17 protein-coding genes are annotated in these 15,699 nt (G+C 48.6%); 12 read left to right on the top strand and 5 right to left on the bottom strand.

The annotated features are described in order from the left end of the window. Nucleotides 1-71: 71 nt before the first annotated feature. From ACFSUS_RS27650 to ACFSUS_RS27610, 9 genes are all read left to right on the top strand, one after another. Nucleotides 72-1,577, top strand: coding sequence for a tagaturonate reductase (locus ACFSUS_RS27650; RefSeq protein ID WP_381528107.1), 1,506 nt, complete (start codon nt 72-74; stop codon nt 1,575-1,577). Between the two features lie 200 nt (nt 1,578-1,777). Then, entirely contained in the window at nt 1,778-2,263 is a 486-nt protein-coding gene (locus tag ACFSUS_RS27645) for a hypothetical protein (RefSeq protein ID WP_381528105.1), read from the top strand. Between the two features lie 93 nt (nt 2,264-2,356). Further along, nucleotides 2,357-3,553, top strand: a complete 1,197-nt coding sequence (locus ACFSUS_RS27640) for a hypothetical protein (protein ID WP_381528102.1) — start codon at nt 2,357-2,359, stop codon at nt 3,551-3,553. 48 nt (nt 3,554-3,601) lie between these two features. Further along, entirely contained in the window at nt 3,602-4,045 is a 444-nt protein-coding gene (locus ACFSUS_RS27635) for a DMT family transporter (RefSeq protein WP_381528100.1), read from the top strand. Between the two features lie 77 nt (nt 4,046-4,122). Then, nucleotides 4,123-4,722 (top strand): PD-(D/E)XK nuclease family protein, encoded by a 600-nt coding sequence (locus ACFSUS_RS27630; RefSeq protein ID WP_381528098.1) that lies wholly within the window; start codon nt 4,123-4,125, stop codon nt 4,720-4,722. Nucleotides 4,723-4,740: 18 nt separating this feature from the next. Then, the gene (locus ACFSUS_RS27625) at nt 4,741-5,994 is read left to right on the top strand and encodes an MDR family MFS transporter (RefSeq protein ID WP_381528096.1); all 1,254 of its coding nucleotides are present in this window, start codon (nt 4,741-4,743) and stop codon (nt 5,992-5,994) included. A gap of 74 nt (nt 5,995-6,068) precedes the next feature. After that, nucleotides 6,069-6,317 (top strand): prolyl oligopeptidase family serine peptidase, encoded by a 249-nt coding sequence (locus tag ACFSUS_RS27620; RefSeq protein WP_381528094.1) that lies wholly within the window; start codon nt 6,069-6,071, stop codon nt 6,315-6,317. Nucleotides 6,318-6,498: 181 nt separating this feature from the next. Continuing rightward, nucleotides 6,499-7,842, top strand: a complete 1,344-nt coding sequence (argH, locus tag ACFSUS_RS27615; RefSeq protein WP_381528092.1) for an argininosuccinate lyase — start codon at nt 6,499-6,501, stop codon at nt 7,840-7,842. Between the two features lie 31 nt (nt 7,843-7,873). Beyond that, on the top strand, nt 7,874-8,473 hold the full coding sequence (locus ACFSUS_RS27610) for a Uma2 family endonuclease (RefSeq protein ID WP_381528090.1): 600 nt from the start codon (nt 7,874-7,876) through the stop codon (nt 8,471-8,473). A gap of 41 nt (nt 8,474-8,514) precedes the next feature. Here the strand turns inward: ACFSUS_RS27610 and ACFSUS_RS27605 are convergent, their stop codons facing one another. Next, nucleotides 8,515-9,381 carry an SMP-30/gluconolactonase/LRE family protein gene (locus tag ACFSUS_RS27605; RefSeq protein WP_381528088.1) on the bottom strand — a complete coding sequence of 289 codons (867 nt, stop codon included), beginning with the start codon at nt 9,379-9,381 and terminating at the stop codon, nt 8,515-8,517. Between the two features lie 157 nt (nt 9,382-9,538). On the opposite strand from ACFSUS_RS27605, the gene ACFSUS_RS27600 reads away from it, so the two are divergent. Beyond that, the gene (locus tag ACFSUS_RS27600) at nt 9,539-9,796 is read left to right on the top strand and encodes a hypothetical protein (protein ID WP_381528086.1); all 258 of its coding nucleotides are present in this window, start codon (nt 9,539-9,541) and stop codon (nt 9,794-9,796) included. Between the two features lie 88 nt (nt 9,797-9,884). Here ACFSUS_RS27600 and ACFSUS_RS27595 read toward each other — a convergent pair whose 3' ends face one another. Continuing rightward, on the bottom strand, nt 9,885-11,135 hold the full coding sequence (locus ACFSUS_RS27595) for an MFS transporter (RefSeq protein WP_381528084.1): 1,251 nt from the start codon (nt 11,133-11,135) through the stop codon (nt 9,885-9,887). Between the two features lie 64 nt (nt 11,136-11,199). Between ACFSUS_RS27595 and ACFSUS_RS27590 the strand changes: the two genes are divergently transcribed. Beyond that, nucleotides 11,200-11,862 (top strand): phosphoribosylanthranilate isomerase, encoded by a 663-nt coding sequence (locus tag ACFSUS_RS27590; RefSeq protein WP_381528082.1) that lies wholly within the window; start codon nt 11,200-11,202, stop codon nt 11,860-11,862. 66 nt (nt 11,863-11,928) lie between these two features. Here ACFSUS_RS27590 and ACFSUS_RS27585 read toward each other — a convergent pair whose 3' ends face one another. Beyond that, nucleotides 11,929-12,366 carry an Hsp20/alpha crystallin family protein gene (locus ACFSUS_RS27585; protein ID WP_381528080.1) on the bottom strand — a complete coding sequence of 146 codons (438 nt, stop codon included), beginning with the start codon at nt 12,364-12,366 and terminating at the stop codon, nt 11,929-11,931. A 311-nt stretch (nt 12,367-12,677) separates the two neighbouring features. Between ACFSUS_RS27585 and ACFSUS_RS27580 the strand changes: the two genes are divergently transcribed. Further along, entirely contained in the window at nt 12,678-14,018 is a 1,341-nt protein-coding gene (locus tag ACFSUS_RS27580) for a tetratricopeptide repeat protein (protein ID WP_381528079.1), read from the top strand. 552 nt (nt 14,019-14,570) lie between these two features. On the opposite strand, the gene arr is transcribed toward ACFSUS_RS27580, so the two are convergent. After that, nucleotides 14,571-15,008, bottom strand: a complete 438-nt coding sequence (gene arr, locus ACFSUS_RS27575) for an NAD(+)--rifampin ADP-ribosyltransferase (protein ID WP_381528077.1) — start codon at nt 15,006-15,008, stop codon at nt 14,571-14,573. Nucleotides 15,009-15,502: 494 nt separating this feature from the next. After that, on the bottom strand, nt 15,503-15,699 hold a 197-nt coding region (locus ACFSUS_RS27570; RefSeq protein ID WP_381525658.1), incomplete at its 5' end, for a PIN domain-containing protein.

The raw sequence follows: 15,699 nt of genomic DNA, 5'->3' as shown, positions 1-15,699 counted from the left end.
AACAAACCTAATTTTCAAGTAATAAACTCAGAGCTGCTCATTGACCACGGCAGACTGCTTCTCTACTTATCATGTCCCGACTTAATCGTTCGACGTATCCCGCCCCAACATTTCCTGAAAAGATTCTGCAATTTGGTACGGGCGTACTTTTGCGCGGCTTACCTGATTATCTGGTGCAAAAAGCCAATGCAGCCGGAAAGTTCAATGGCTCTATTGTCGTTGTAAAGTCCACCGATAGCCGAACGGATGAATTTTCGAGTCAGGACAACTTATATACAGTAGCCGTTCGTGGGGTTCAGCAAGGCCAAGACGTAGCTGAAACAACCCTTGTGTCGGCTGTTAGCCGGGTGTTAGCGGCTCAGACACAATGGAATGAGGTGTTGATGATTGCCCGCAATCCGAATCTGCAAATCATTATTTCGAATACTACGGAAGTTGGCCTGAACTATACAGAAGAAAGCATATTTCAGCACCCGCCCCAGTCATTTCCAGCTAAACTGACCGCTTTTTTATACGAACGATTCCGCAGTGTTGGAGGCTCGAAGGCGAAAGGCCTGGTTGTCATCCCGACTGAGCTGGTTACGGATAACGGCCTCAAGCTCCGCGAAGCCGTTGAAAAGCTGGCAAAATTTAATGAGCTGGGTAAACTGTTTACAAAATGGCTCAAATTTCATGTTCGCTTTTGTAACTCACTCGTCGATCGGATTGTCACCCGCCCAACTGCCGAAGCTCAACAGGCTCTGGAAACTGAACTGGGCTACGAAGATGGCCTGTTAACATTTACAGAACCTTACCACCTCTGGGCCATTGAAGGCGACGACCGCGTTCGGCAAACACTAACCTTTGCCGATGCCTCAACGCCCCAGATTATCATTGACGAAGACATTAATTTTTATCGGGAGCGCAAACTTCGTGTCCTCAACGGTACTCATACGCTGACGATGCCTCTGGGATACCTCCTTGGTTTGGAGACAGTCGCCGATGAGATGCAACATGCAGCCATGAGTCGGTTTGTTGAGTTACTAATGCTCAACGAAATTGTGCCTACAGTTCCCCATTATGGTATTCCAGGTATGGACAAAGCCGCCGTTGCTCAATTCGCTCACGACGTGCTCGACCGCTTCCGCAATCCCCACCTCGATCACCTGTTGCTGAACATTTCGCTACAGGAAACGGCCAAGATGCAGGCTCGGAACGTAGCAACGATTCAACGCTATTATGAGCAGTTCAACGCAGTCCCTCCCCTTACGGCGTTAGGGTTTGCCGCTTATCTGTTGTTTATGAAAAGCGTTCGGGTGGAAGAGGGCCAGTATTTAGGCGAAATTTCGGCCAATGGCGGCATCATCACGTATCCCATTCGCGACGAGCAGGCAGGCTATTTCCACGAAACATGGCAAGGCGTTGATCCTAAAAATCCAGCTACGTTACAGGCGTTTGTCGGAAGCGTACTAGCCAATCAATCTATTTGGCAAACCAACCTAACCGCATTGCCAGGCTTTGCCGACACCGTTACCGCTCAACTGAGTGCCTTACTAACAGACGGTGCCGCTAGCGTGGTAGAAAAAGCGGTTTCGTAGGTCATTGCTATATAGCACGCTCGCTACCGACGAGGCTCGCAACTCTCTGTTTGTGAGCCTCGTTTATTTTCATGCAGGCAGACGAACGCGGTTATCAGCTTCGCTTGTTTGCCTGCATGAACGTAATAAATTTGTAATGGACTCAACCAGGTAGGGGCCAACTAAACGTTCAACCAATTCCAGCCTATTAGTAAGCAGCTATGATTACACCCGAACTCATTGGCCAGATTGCTACGGCTCTGTCTGTAATCGTGAGCAGTATTGCCATGGGTGCTAACTTATTTGATATTATCGTTAACGAAGTAAATCTGATTAAAGGTTTTCCGAACAGTGTCGAATACGTTCGCAAGTATTGGGCCTACCGCAACCCAGGCGATTTTTATAAGATTATTACTCCGCTTTATGTGCTGGTAACGCTCGTCGCCCTGGCCGTCTTTTGGGACGTGACTTATGAGCGTCGATACCTATTGCTTGGCGCTTTGCTGGCGTACGGGGCCACCCAGGCCATTACGGTCATTTATTTCTTTCCGCAAAATGCTATTCTTCGCGAGGGCAGGCTGGAGGAGGTTGAAAAGCTATTTACCCAATTTGCCACGACCCGCTTATACCTGGATTTGCTTCGCAACCTGTTAACGTTAACTGCCAGCGTTTTAGCCTTGGTAGCTCTAACCAGACCCCTTCCCTGATTTTTTATCCACGTTAAGCTGGTAGTCTATGGTGAGCTACTCTCAAAGCGTAACTTGCAGCCTTCGTTCGCGTTCGACATCATAACGAATTCCATGTTCATCCGCGGTTTGTTTTTCGTTTTGTTAAGCGTATCAGCTTACGCTCAGAAACCAGTTCCTCCGGCGCTTCATTCGGACCCCGAGGGGGCTTTGTCAGCGTATCGTGAAAATTTGGCACAGCTACGGAAGGAGCATCATAACCATCACGATCTGCCTGATTTAAAGTTTTTTCTCTTCGGTATGGGCGACCGGTTAAAGCTTATTTATCGTAGCGGGCGGCTGTTGAACGCGTTAACGGGTAACATTGAAGAGCAATGGGACGTAAAGCATGAGATCATTGTACCATCCGAATATTTAGTACACTTAACGCTTGCCGACGGACTGATCTTACAAATTCGGGAAGACGAAACAGGTATCTGGCTGCTGCAACCCAGCAAACGCCCAAAACTGATCCCCGGCACACGTAGTCGGGTAAGTTTGCCCCGCTTTTCCGACAAAGCCTATGGTCCTGTGTTGCGCGTTTTACACCAGGAAGTCCTTGTTAATATTGTCAATGGCCGACCGATCCCAAACTTTCTCGTCTACACGAAACCAAAGCTTCGCAATGCAGCCTCAATGGCCATGGTGATCCGCGAAACAGATAATCTTCATCTCATTCGCGACTGGATCATGGCTATTCGTAGTCCGTTCAATCGCGTTCATCCAAGCATTGTGGAGCCAGACAATGCCGGCCAGACCATGTTTTTAATTTCTCTGGTATCCGATAAAACTCATCCGGCGGTAGCCCCAGCCGTTGATTCATTGAAACAGTTCCGGAAGGGTGACCACATTATTGGCAAAACCGATAATGCAGAACACCCCGTTTTCCAGACAAAATGGATTAAATACGGACTTAAATCGCTTGGCTTACCCGATCCGTACGTCATTCCCACCCAGTACGATAGCTATTCATCGCTGTTTTGGTGGGGATATAAAGACCAGCACGTCTCCGGAAAGCATTTCGACGAGAGCATAAGCGCTACCACTCCCCACTTTGTTTGGGCTGAAGATCATTTCTACGACCGAGCCGATGTGCCGCAGCGACGCGGCACTGTCGGAAATGTAGATTATCCCTTAAGCTGGGAGCAGAAAGCCAGCGATGCGCATTATCCCGGTTTAACCGTATTAGACAAAGGGCTGGCTAAACAGAAACTGGCCTTCCCGCATACTAGTCAGGCCGCCGAGATGTTTTTGCTGTTAAGCAGTCGGTAAATAGTAAACTTCTACGGCAACGACCCGCGTGTGCCTACCTTTGCCATCATGAATTATCTATACATCTTCCTTGCGTTTCTGACCGGCCTGGCTGTAACGGTTCAGGGTGGCGTAAATGCGAACCTGCGGCAGGCTATGAACAACCCTTTATTGGCCGCAGCCATCTCATTTGGCTCAGGATTTCTGGCATTGATTTTAGTGCTGCTTACGTCGAGTCCGGCCATCCCAACGCTGGATACGGTTCGGCAGGTAAGTTGGTGGAAATGGACCGGTGGCGTTATTGGCGCTGTATACGTAACCACCGTTATCATCAGCGTTCCTAAGATCGGTACGGCCAACTTAGTGAGCCTGAGTGTAGCCGGACAATTGTTGGCCGCTATTGTCCTTGACCACTTCGGATTACTGGGCTTTACGCTGCATCCTGCCAACGGTTGGCGGCTGCTTGGCGTTGCCCTGATTATGGTTGGTGTTCTATTAGTCGTAAAAAACTAAGCGATTCATTTACAGTTCTTCGTTTAGGCCCGATGGGTATAACCTTACTCAAAACCGTAGACTGACACCGTAAACCGATGATAAACTACCGCTTCTATCCATCGCTACTGAACGTCTTTTCGCGTTACGTAGGCGGAGGTAATCTCTCCGCGCAGGAGTTGATCGACTCCATCAACCGGGTGCCGACACCGACTACAGCGGCTCAGGAGCGCGGCATTTCGTTCGAAGAAGCCATTGTGAAAGGAACCGACGAAGCCCGTTTTGATCCTGATATTGTAAAACGCGTCCGTAAACTCCTCCCCCGCCCCATCGTCGATACGCAGGTTTATTGCCAGTGGCAGATTGACGACGTATTGTTTTACGGGTATGTCGACCTCATTGGCAAGTTTAAAGCGGTTGACCTTAAAACCACGGCTTCGTATCAGCCCGGGCGTTACGTGCATAATCACCAGAACCTGTATCTCCATGCCCTCAAGCGGAAAGGCATTAAGCTCATGGAATATGTCATTACTGACTTCCAGGATGTGTACGTAGAAAGCTATGCCTTAACGCACCCCATCGACAAGCAATTAGAGGAAATTCGGTTGTTTAAGGCATTTCTGGAAGAACACCGTTCGCTCATAACTGACAAGAAAATCTTCGTGAATGCGGGCGAAGACCCCAGTGCAGCCCGTTGAAGTGCCTAACTTTGAGGCATGATTCAACAAACGCTTCACCTATATCGTAGCGCCTATCAGGGCCTTTCACCATCCGTTTGGTTGCTGGCGGGTGTTATGCTCATCAACCGGTGTGGCACCATGGTGTTGCCGTTTCTGACGCTCTACTTAACGCAGCACCTGCATTACAGCGTAACCGACGCCGGTATTGTGATGGCTGTTTATGGTTCTGGCGCCTTTGTCGGAACGTTTCTCGGCGGTCGCCTGACGGATCGGTTTGGCTTTTACCACACGCAATTGTTTAGCTTGTTGTTCAGTGGTTTCTTCTTACTTGGCCTGCAATTCGTGACTCATTTTTACGCGCTCTGCGCCAGCGTTTTCATCTTTACCCTACTGGGTGATGCCTTTCGACCGGCCAACCAGACAGCCATTGCCCATTATAGCGACGCCGACAGCCGCACGAGGGCCTTTTCCTTAAACCGACTGGCTATCAACCTCGGCTGGGCTGTGGGGGGCGGTTTAGGTGGTTTTTTAGCGGGTATCGACTATAGTCTGCTGTTCTGGGTCGATGGTCTGACCTGTATTGCCGCTGGGCTAGTGCTTGGGGCGCTGCTGCCCGCTCCGAATCGAGTAGAGGATAATCAGGCTACGTCGGCGGTAAAAGATGCGCAGCAAGACACAGTTCAAGTAGTTAAATCACCGTATCGCGATGTCTTATTCTTAGTTTTTGTGTGTTTCGTTGCCTGCTATCTAATGGTATTCATGCAGCTCTTCAGCATTGTTCCATTGTTCTTCAAGCAAGTTGTGCATTTGAATGAGCAACAGATCGGCGCATTGATGGCCCTGAATGGCATTCTTATCGTTATTATTGAAATGGCGCTCGTTCACAGCCTGGAGCAACAAAAACGGTCTAAAATCAGACTCATTACGTGGGGCGTCCTACTAACGGCTGTTTCTTACTTTTCGTTAGGACTGGGCAACCAGATCGCCATTGCATTTGTGTATGTTGTTCTGGTAACTATCAGCGAAATGCTGACCATTCCGTTCATTCAATCCTTTACGGTCGACCGGTCGAGTCCGGCGACGCGTGGGCAGTACCTTGGCCTATACGCCATGGGTGGAGCGTTAGCTCAAACAGCAGCGCCAGCATTCGGGTCCTTCATGGTTGAGCAATTTGGTTTTCAAACCCATTGGCTGGTCATTACAGCCATCAGCCTGGTAACGGCCGGTGGATTTTGGTGGCTGGCAAAAGCATTGGAAACCAAACCCCATGAAATTTCTATCAACTACTGATTAAAGCCTACGCTTCTCGATTTACCTTCGCCCGTGTCTCCACCTAGCCTGATCAGCATGCGATTTACGTCATTTTGCCTTCTGCTATTTGCTGTAACGATTCTACGCAAATTTGTCGGATCAGTCATATTCCAGTTTGGACCTTCCACGGAACGGCCGACGATATAATTCTTATTTCCGAAACCGAACGGTTGGTTCATCGGCTGAAGCAGTGCAACGGCAACGTAACGTTCTCCCGCTTAGCGAATGAAGGGCACGGGATTCAGTACCTCTACGAAGACAAACGCATCTTCGACTGGTTGTTAAAGCAGAAGAAGCGGTAAACTAGCCGACTTTTTTTCAATTGAGATCGGTTCAACGGCCTGTGTTCCACACAAAGTGCAACCTTCAACTCAATTGCCTCTCCTAACTTTCTTTACGACCTTTGCCGAATGCACAGCGTGAGAAATGGACTCCCTTGTGGCCGGTCGTTCTTTCACTCTTTCACTCTTTCACTCTTTCGCTTTGAAACTTTGGCAAAAAGAAGGCGTCAGCACGTCTGACCGCATTGAACGCTTTACCGTCGGGCGCGACCGCGAGATGGATCTTTACCTCGCTCCTTTTGATGTATTGGGTAACCTGGCTCATGCGCAAATGCTCGAAACCATCGGCTTACTTACGAATGATGAACTAACGGCATTAGAAACCGAGCTAAAAACCATCTATCAACAGATTCTGGCTGGTGAGTTCATTATTGAAGAAGGTGTTGAGGATGTTCACTCACAGGTTGAGCTGATGCTAACCCGGGCGTTGGGCGATACAGGTAAGAAAATTCATGCCGGTCGCTCACGGAATGACCAGGTGCTAGTTGACCTTAAACTCTTTACGCGCGACCAGCTGTGGCACGTAGCCGAAGCCGTTCAGCAGGTTTTTGATCGGCTAATAAACCGGTCGGAGCAGCATAAAAACGATCTATTACCAGGATATACGCACCTGCAAATCGCCATGCCCTCCTCCTTTGGGCTGTGGTTTGGTGCCTATGCCGAAGCCCTCGCCGATGATATGCTGACCTTACAAACAGCTTACCGATTAGCCAATCGAAATCCGCTTGGCTCGGGTGCCGGTTATGGTTCGTCGTTTCCCCTGAACCGGACACTAACGACGGAGCTTTTGGGCTTCGAAGGCATGAACGTAAACGTAGTGTATGCCCAAATGAGCCGGGGCAAAACCGAACAAACTGCCCTGACCGCCATAGCTGCCATAGCCGCTACTATCTCGCGGATGGCGATGGACATTTGCCTGTACAACAGCCAGAACTTTGGGTTTCTCACCTTGCCCGATGCCCTCACAACCGGCAGCAGCATCATGCCGCACAAGAAAAATCCTGACGTAGCTGAACTCCTCCGCGCCAAAACGAATCGCCTGAAGGCCCTACCGATGGAGGTTACGCTGGTAATGAGCAATCTACCTTCCGGCTATCACCGCGACATGCAGATTTTGAAAGAGATTTTAATGCCTGCCTTCGATGAAATACTGGATTGCCTCAGCATTACCGATTTCATGCTCGAACACCTTCAGGTAAAGCCTAACCTGTTGGATGACCCGAAATACGATTTACTGTTTAGCGTCGAACGGGTCAATGAGCTGGTGTTGCAGGGCGTGCCCTTTCGCGAAGCGTACCGGACCATCGGCAAGGAGATCGCCGAGCATACGTATCAGCCTCCCCGCGACTTACACCATAGTCACGAAGGTAGTCTTGGTAACCTCGGTAATGACCTGATCAGGCAACAAATGAACCAGGCCATGGCTGGTTTTGGCGCGGAACGAGCGCGGGTCGCCGTTGAACGCTTGTTAGGACGGAATAGTTAATTGAGTAACTTTCCAAAAACTAGGAGCTTGTATGGTAACGACAAACGAATTTGTTGAAACATCAGCCATTCCCAAGTCGCTGGTGTATGAAACGCTCAACGGACGCCCTTTATACTACAAGGGATACCACGACGTCGTGGCTGGCATTCTCAAACCCGAAGACATAATGGGAAGTAGTGATTTACAAAGCATCATTGTGATGGTACTAGCGGGAACACTTTGGAATAAAGTCGACCGTAAACAATACCAGCTTGCCACAAATCAATCTAGACTTCATGTAGGTCTTGGCGATAATCTGTCCGCTGATGTCGCCATTTTTGAGAAGTCATCGTTACCCAGATTGAAAGGCAAATATTTCGATGTTCCCCCTAAAATAGTACTGGAAGTAGATATCAAGATCGATCTCAACGAAATCGGTAGCGATGTTGCTTATATCTCTGAGAAAACGCAGGAGTTGATCAATTTTGGTGTAGAGCGGGTGTTTTGGGTACTTTCCAAAATTCGAAAAGTAATCATAATCCAGCCTAATCAAGATTGGATCGTCACCGACTGGGGAAACGACATAACAATAATGGACGATTGCATTATAAACATCAAAAGACTGCTGGACGAAGAAGAAATTACCTACTAGCAAGCAATGAGGGCTGGCAAATTGCCAGCCCTCATTATTTGTTACTCTACTCGATACGCGATCAGCTTATTGCCGAAGAACGTTGGTACAATCAATAGTTTCTTTTTGGCGACGTACTCAATATCAGCCGAATTTACTTTCTGCTCACGCGTATCTAAAAGTTTTTCTTTCTGGCCGCTGCCCATGACATGAAAAATTTGCCCGTTCCAGTCCGATACGAAGTAGTTGCCTTTCCCTTCGGGCACGATGCCATCTGTAACCGTCATTCCATCGGCAATCGTCGTCGACGTTTTTGTATTGATGTCTACGGATCTTAATTCACCTTTTTTCGTAGCGCCAACCATTAATCTGTCTTTGCCCACAGCCAGTAGTCCGTTGGGTTTGTCAAGCTGTTCGCCTTCCATCCACACTTCCCAGTTGTCGTCTTTGAGCCGATAGATTTTATCCGAACGACTATCTGATACGTATACAGTACCATCGTTCGCTACGGTTACGTCGTTCAAGAAGGCTCCCTTCTGGTTTACGGCGTCCCAGGTTTTCTCGGCCTGACCGGTTTCGGTGTTGATAGCCACCAATCGGTACACATCCGTTACGTAGAGCCGGTTTTTAAACAAGCCCATGCCTTTGGGTGCATTCAGCCCCGATGTCCACCGCAGGTTTTCAATTTTCCCATCGAGCGACACTTTAGAGATAAACCCGCTGCCATCCAGCTCATCGGCTTTCCCGTCAATATTCGCTACGTAAAGCGTGTTTTTCCCATCATAAAGCACCGATTCCGGAACGCGCAGGGTTGTGTCTGTCTCCCATGCCTTTACTAACTTCAGCGGCTTGGCGGTAAACTCAGGCCGCATCGCCACTAATGAGGCAGAAATTAATAGACCAGCAGTGATGGCAGGGTACAATTTCATAAATAGTGTTAAAAGTCTAGCGAGTGAAATATTTGAAAAAATTTTCGTTGTACCTTATTAATAGAAAAGTCACAAGCAAGCTCAAAAATGGTAGAAACAATGGTATTTTTCTAACCTATTCGTTATCAGGGTAAATTTTTTAATAAACATTCTGATAATGAACGCGTTTACAAACTCGCACGCAAACAATAACCTCCTTTTTCTGATGGAAAATCTTCAGCCAATGGCCGCTCGGTCGCCAGTGACAACTGCGCCCTTAAAAGAAAGCATCCGTGATATGATACGGCTGCAAAAGGATTATCAACTCTCAGACGAATTGTTCTGGGAAGTATTTAACACCCGCGTTCTACTCAATGAAGAGATAGATGTAAACGCTTTTATTCATGACATGAATAGTTCATCAGCTCGGGCTTAACTGCCGATACTGATTGTGTGCGCCTGAATACCCGCCGGAAGGCCGCTATTCAGGCGCATATTTATTTGTAAAGCAGTACATCGGATCCCTAGTTCAACTTTACCGCCAGCAGCGCCTTGGATTTGGCATACACATAAGTCACAACCACCAACGTAACGATTCCTCCCAATAACACCGAAGGCACGGTACCAAACAACCGGGCCGCCAGCCCCGACTCGAATGCTCCGATCTCGTTCGATGAGCTCACGAAAATGCCATTGACGGCCGCCACTCGACCCCGCATGTGGTCGGGCGGGAAAATCTGCATAATCGTTTGCCGGATAATGACGCTTACACTGTCAAACGCACCCGTTAAGGCAAGCATGACAAGCGACAGATAGAAATTTGTCGACACCGCAAAAACAATGGTCGCAACGCCGAAGCCCGCAACGGCTAACAACATATTTCGCCAGGCATTATCGATGGGTGGATACTTCGTCATAACGGCCAGCGTTAGCACGGCCCCAACCGACGGAGCTGCCCTTAAAAAGCCCAGCCCCTCGGCTCCTACTTTCAGAATATCTTCGGCAAAGACTGGCAAAATTGCGACAACTCCCCCAAACAATACCGAGAACAAGTCAAGAGAGATAGCGTAAAGCACAATCTGGGTTTTAAACACAAATCGAAATCCTTCTTTCAGGCTTTCCCTAAAACCCAGAACTGGTGCATCACTGATGGGCACAGGCTTTCGACTAACCAACGTAATAAGCAGAAAGCACACCACCAGCAAACCAATCACAACGAGTAGGGTATTATCAAACCCTAGTCCACTGTAAAGAAAACCCGCTACACCTGGCCCGACAATGGCTCCAGCCTGCCAGAATGAACTGCTCCAGGTGGCCGAATTAGGATACAACTCCCGAGGTACCAGAAACGGCTTCAGCGATGAACTGGCGGGCGAGTAGAATCCTTTTGCCGTACCAATCAGCATGAGAACACCGTAGATAGTGGCTAGCTGCGTTGTCTGCGACAGCTGAGATACAATGGCGGGTTGAAAAACCGCGTATAAAATGACCGAGCTAAGCGTAATGACGCCCAGGCTCCATTGCAAAATCCGCTTTTTATCCCGCCGGTCGGCCAAGTGTCCGCCAAACAAAGAGAGCGCAATGAACGGTATGGCCTCCGCCAGCCCTACCAGACCCAGCGCCAGCGGATCGTGCGTGATCTTATAGAGTTCGTAGCCCAGCACAACCTCCTGAATCAGCAGCGTAGCCGTGATCAGGAAGCTATTCATCACAAAATAACGGAAGTCGGGAATGCGCAGAGAAGCGTAGGTATCGTTGGGGTATTCCTGAACCATAGTTGTTGTGTTGGAGCCGTTGACTTTATCTTTGACCATCCAACCTTAATTAAGGAACAAATCAATGTCATCTCAGTTCAGGACCCGAATTAAAATTTGTTGCATCAGTAGCTCGGAAGAGGCTCGGCTGGCCATCCGGCTCGGAGCCGATGCCCTTGGGTTAGTGGGCCGCATGCCCAGTGGTCCGGGTGTGGTAGCCGATGAGCTGGCCGCTCACATTGTTCGGTCAACCCCGCCCCCTATTGCTACGTTTATGCTCACCAGCGAAACGATTACGGCTGATATAATAGCCCATCAGCAGCGCGTCGGCGCAAACACTATTCAGCTTGTCGATGCTGTATCGCCAGCTACGTACGTTCAAATTCGGGAAGCTTTGCCCGCCGTCAAACTAGTGCAGGTCATTCATGTCATCGACGAACGTAACATTGCTGAAGCCTTACAGGCTGTCGAGGAGGGAGCCGATGCTTTGCTGCTCGATTCTGGCAATCCAACCCTGGCGGTAAAAGAGCTGGGGGGCACAGGACGAATTCATAACTGGGCCATCAGCCGACAGATCGTTGAGCAATCGGCCGTGCCAGTTTTTCTGGCGGGTGGACTGAACGTACAGAATGCTCGTGAAGCCATTGAACAAGTGCAGCCGTTTGGCTTAGACATTTGTAGCGGTGTTCGTACAAACGGCCAGTTAGACGAACGGAAGCTCGAAGCGTTTATCGCGGCCCTTAGTTAACAACAAAAACCCGTGCCATAAGCATAGCACGGGTTTCACTTCTATAATGGCGAAGATTCCGAGCAATTAGGCAACGGTAATCTCTTTCACCAGTTTCTCTTCTTTCACCTCAACTTTTGGTAGTTCAACCGTCAGGATGCCGTCGGTGTAAGCCGCCGTAATCTGGTCGGCGTTCACATTCTTAGGCAAACGGAAGCTACGCTCGAAAGCGTTGAAGCCGAATTCATGACGAGTGTATGTCTCGGTGGTTTCGTCAGCCTTCACTTCGTGCTTGTAAGCAATGGTGAGCTTGTTGTTCTCAACGTTAACTTTTACGTCTTCTTTCTTCAAACCCGGAGCTGCTAGTTCCAGTTGGAAAGCAGTTTCGGTTTCTTTAACGTTCACAGCGGGAGCATTTACGTTCGTGTTTTGATAGCGCGCTACGATGGGGCGGCCATACACACGAGAGCCGAAGAATGGGTTGAAGAAAGTGGGAAGGCTGTTATATCGAACTAAAGTTGCCATGTTCTTGGTACGTCTTAATTGGGTTATCTATCAAGTGTTACACTCTCTATTAGTCAAACTTTGTACCAAGCATTGTTTCAGTCAAATTCAAGACATTATGTCATAATAATTACATTATCGCTTCTTTTTCATGACACAATGTCTTGATAGCGTAGGTTAATAGATGACACATAGATAGCCAGACGTCGCTATCATCGCTTGTCGATACGCTGTCTATTATAAATTTAATATAAGGTGGTTTGCCTATGACTCATCAACATCTAATTTTACCATTTAATAAATTACTCACCATTCACTTACAAATCAGCCTCATGCGTAAACTTTTATTATTTTTTCTGGTATTAGGGCTCCTGCTCTTATCACCGCCACTAGCCATAGCTCAGCAAACAGCCGTTGATTTTTTTGAGAACGGTATCGGTAAAAGCAAGTCAGGCGACTACACTGGTGCTTTGCAAGCGTTTAGTATGGCTATTACTATGAACCCCGAGAACTCGGCCAGTTATTACAACCGAGGGCTTGCTAAAGCTAATTTGAAAGACCACCGGGGCGCTGTGCTGGATTATGACCGGGCCATTGAACTGAATGCCAAAGATGCGCTCGCTTACCTCAGTCGGGGCGTCAGTAAAAGTAAACAGGAAGACCACCGAGCCGCCCTGCTTGATTTTAGCCGCTCCATTGAATTGAATCCCGACGATCCACAGGCTTATTACAACCGGGGGGTTAGCCGTAGCCGTGTTGACCAACCTAAGGGAGCTCTTACCGACTTTTCAAAAGCGATTGAGCTCGATCCCACCAACGTGCAGATTTACTACGTTCGCGGAGTTACAAAGCAGCGGCTCGAAGACTATTCCGGTAGTGTGGCTGATTTTTCTAAAGTAATCGAAATGAGTCCCAAGCGTTCACAGGCCTACGCGGGTCGCGGTTTGTCGAAAGTAGAGTTAAACGATTTTACGGGGGCCGTAGCCGATCTGAACAAAGCTATTGAGCTAACCCCCGAAGATGGTGATTCTTACTTCTACCGCGGTTATGCCAAAAGTAAGCTGGAAGATTACAAAGCGGCCTTGCCAGACTACGACCGGGCCATCGCGCTCAAAGGAGACAACTATCAGGCTTACTACGGCCGGGGTTTCTGCCGCAGCAAACTAGGCGATCAGAAGGGAGCTGTTCAGGATTTCAATCAGGCTATTGATATGAACAATGCCAACGCCGAAACCAAAGTGATTTATAACGGGCGCATTACGCACGCCGTTCTGGACAATCTGCGCAACGTAGTGCAGGAACGTAACAAGATTAACGAGCTTAGCTCCGAACGAGCCGAAGCGTATTTCAGCCGTGGTCTGAGCAAAAACAAGCAGGGTGATCCTAAATCGGCCATCGCTGACCTGAATAAGTCGATTGAGCTTAGCCCGACCTATGCCGAAGCGTATTTCTCGCGGGGTATGATCAAATCGTCCCAGGGCGACCAGAAAGGGGCTATTATGGACTGCAACAGCGCCATTAAACTAAATCCTCGCTATGCCGAAGCCTACTACGTCCGGGGAATCATCAAACATAGCCTCGGTGACGAAAACGGCGGTTGCCTGGACCTCTCGAAAGCGGGTGAATTAGGCTACAATCCCTCTTATAAAGTGATTAGCGATTATTGTAACTAATAGAGAAGTACTCGTGCTGTTTTAATAAACGGGTCCAAAACTTAGGTGTAAGTTTTGGACCCGTTCTATTGTTTTCGACCTTGAAACAAGGCAGGCTCATAAGGTACGTTTGTCTACTTTAACCTTTGGAGGGTTTGTTGACTATCAACAATGGATAAAGGGCTTAAGCTTTCCGTAACTACTGTTATAAATTTTACCTTCTTTCGGATGAGTGAATTTTATACTACTCCCCAAATGTTGGACAGGTTTTGGGAGTAGTATAGCCGGAAGCTGAAATTGTAAGTTAAAACCTGCCTAACCGGGGCGTTCGCTCTGTCGCCGGGGAGCTGAATTACTAAGTTGCTAGACGTACAATAACGTGTTGAGTGGGCGTGTAGGCAAGCAGCTTTGTTCCACCCAACGCCCGGGTGTTGATGGTGGGCAAGTAAGCTAACACAAACAAACGTACCTGACACCTTTACACACTTGGCTTCGTTGGGCTGAAAACTCTCCTCCGGGGGCGAGCAATCTGTCGCCGGAGAGCCACTTACGGCGAGCGAATCACAGAACACGTTAGTTTATAATTTCTGCTGTTGGGTCCGCATTAATTCTCGCCACGTTTTCCCGCCATGTACGCAGTTCATCCGGTGTCAGCCTTATCCAATCTGTGACTTCGCCAACAATTTTCAACGGTGCTTGACTTCGATACGAGCGTGTTGGGTTGCCTGGAAATTTTTTGTCTGTAACATTTGGGTCATTCTCAAAACTCCCTGTAGGTTCAACAATGTAAACACGTTCGTCTCCATCACCTTTGGCTAAGGCCGCGGCAAGCCCCGCCCCGTTAGCTAAGGCTGTAAAATAAATGTGATTCATTATGACTTCGGGCTTATAATTCGACCTAAACCCTGCTGTTAGCAAATCACCAATCTGCAAATCCGCTTTCGTTCCGTGATAAAAGGGGCCGTTGTCTACAATGTCAGACCCGTCAGGTGCGATATTCTTGCTTTCCATTCTTTCTAACCTTGTTTACCTTGTCGCCCGCAACCCGCCGAACTCAAAAAAATGCCCAACGACCCCATGTGGTGATGGCACGTAGTGCCTTTACACCCCCTGTCTGATGTACGCATGCTTTCTAAGACTCTCATTATCAAGCCGTGCCTAAGTTAGTAAAAAGACCCAAATCTGCACCTGTGATGCCAAACTGAGCGCATATTACTTTTGACTTTACTTCTGTTCGGCGTTGGGCTTGTCGCTGGAGAGCCACCTAATTCACTTTTTTGACTATACCAACTGGGGCGTTTCTCGTGTCAACCGAAGCTGACCAACAAGCCAAACAACTTGCCTTCGGGACGTGCGGCCTGTCGCACAGAAACTGGACTTTGAAACACTATCTGTTGTGTTCACCCAACGACCGCAGAGGCCGATGGGCGTAGCCCTTTACGCCCCTGCCCGGTTGGGCTGTCGGCCTGACCTCGCGGCTGGCATCCTGTCGCCGGGGAACCGACTTACGCAGATTCAGGACCGTATTGATGTTTGTATTTAGGCCGGTAAAAGCTGATGCCCTCGACAAAATCAAAATCTTTTTTGTTGAAGGTGAACAGTTCAACCGGATACGTTAAAGCAGTTGCCGCAATAATCATGTCGGCTATACCCGGTCGCTTGGCGTAGTGTTCCCAAGTCAGAGTGAGGAGTCGGCGCGAGA

Source organism: Spirosoma soli, from assembly GCF_042684525.1.
Lineage (GTDB): Bacteria > Bacteroidota > Bacteroidia > Cytophagales > Spirosomataceae > Spirosoma > Spirosoma soli.
The sequence above is the reverse complement of the archived record's forward strand: the minus strand, read 5'-3'. Positions and strand labels throughout refer to the sequence as shown.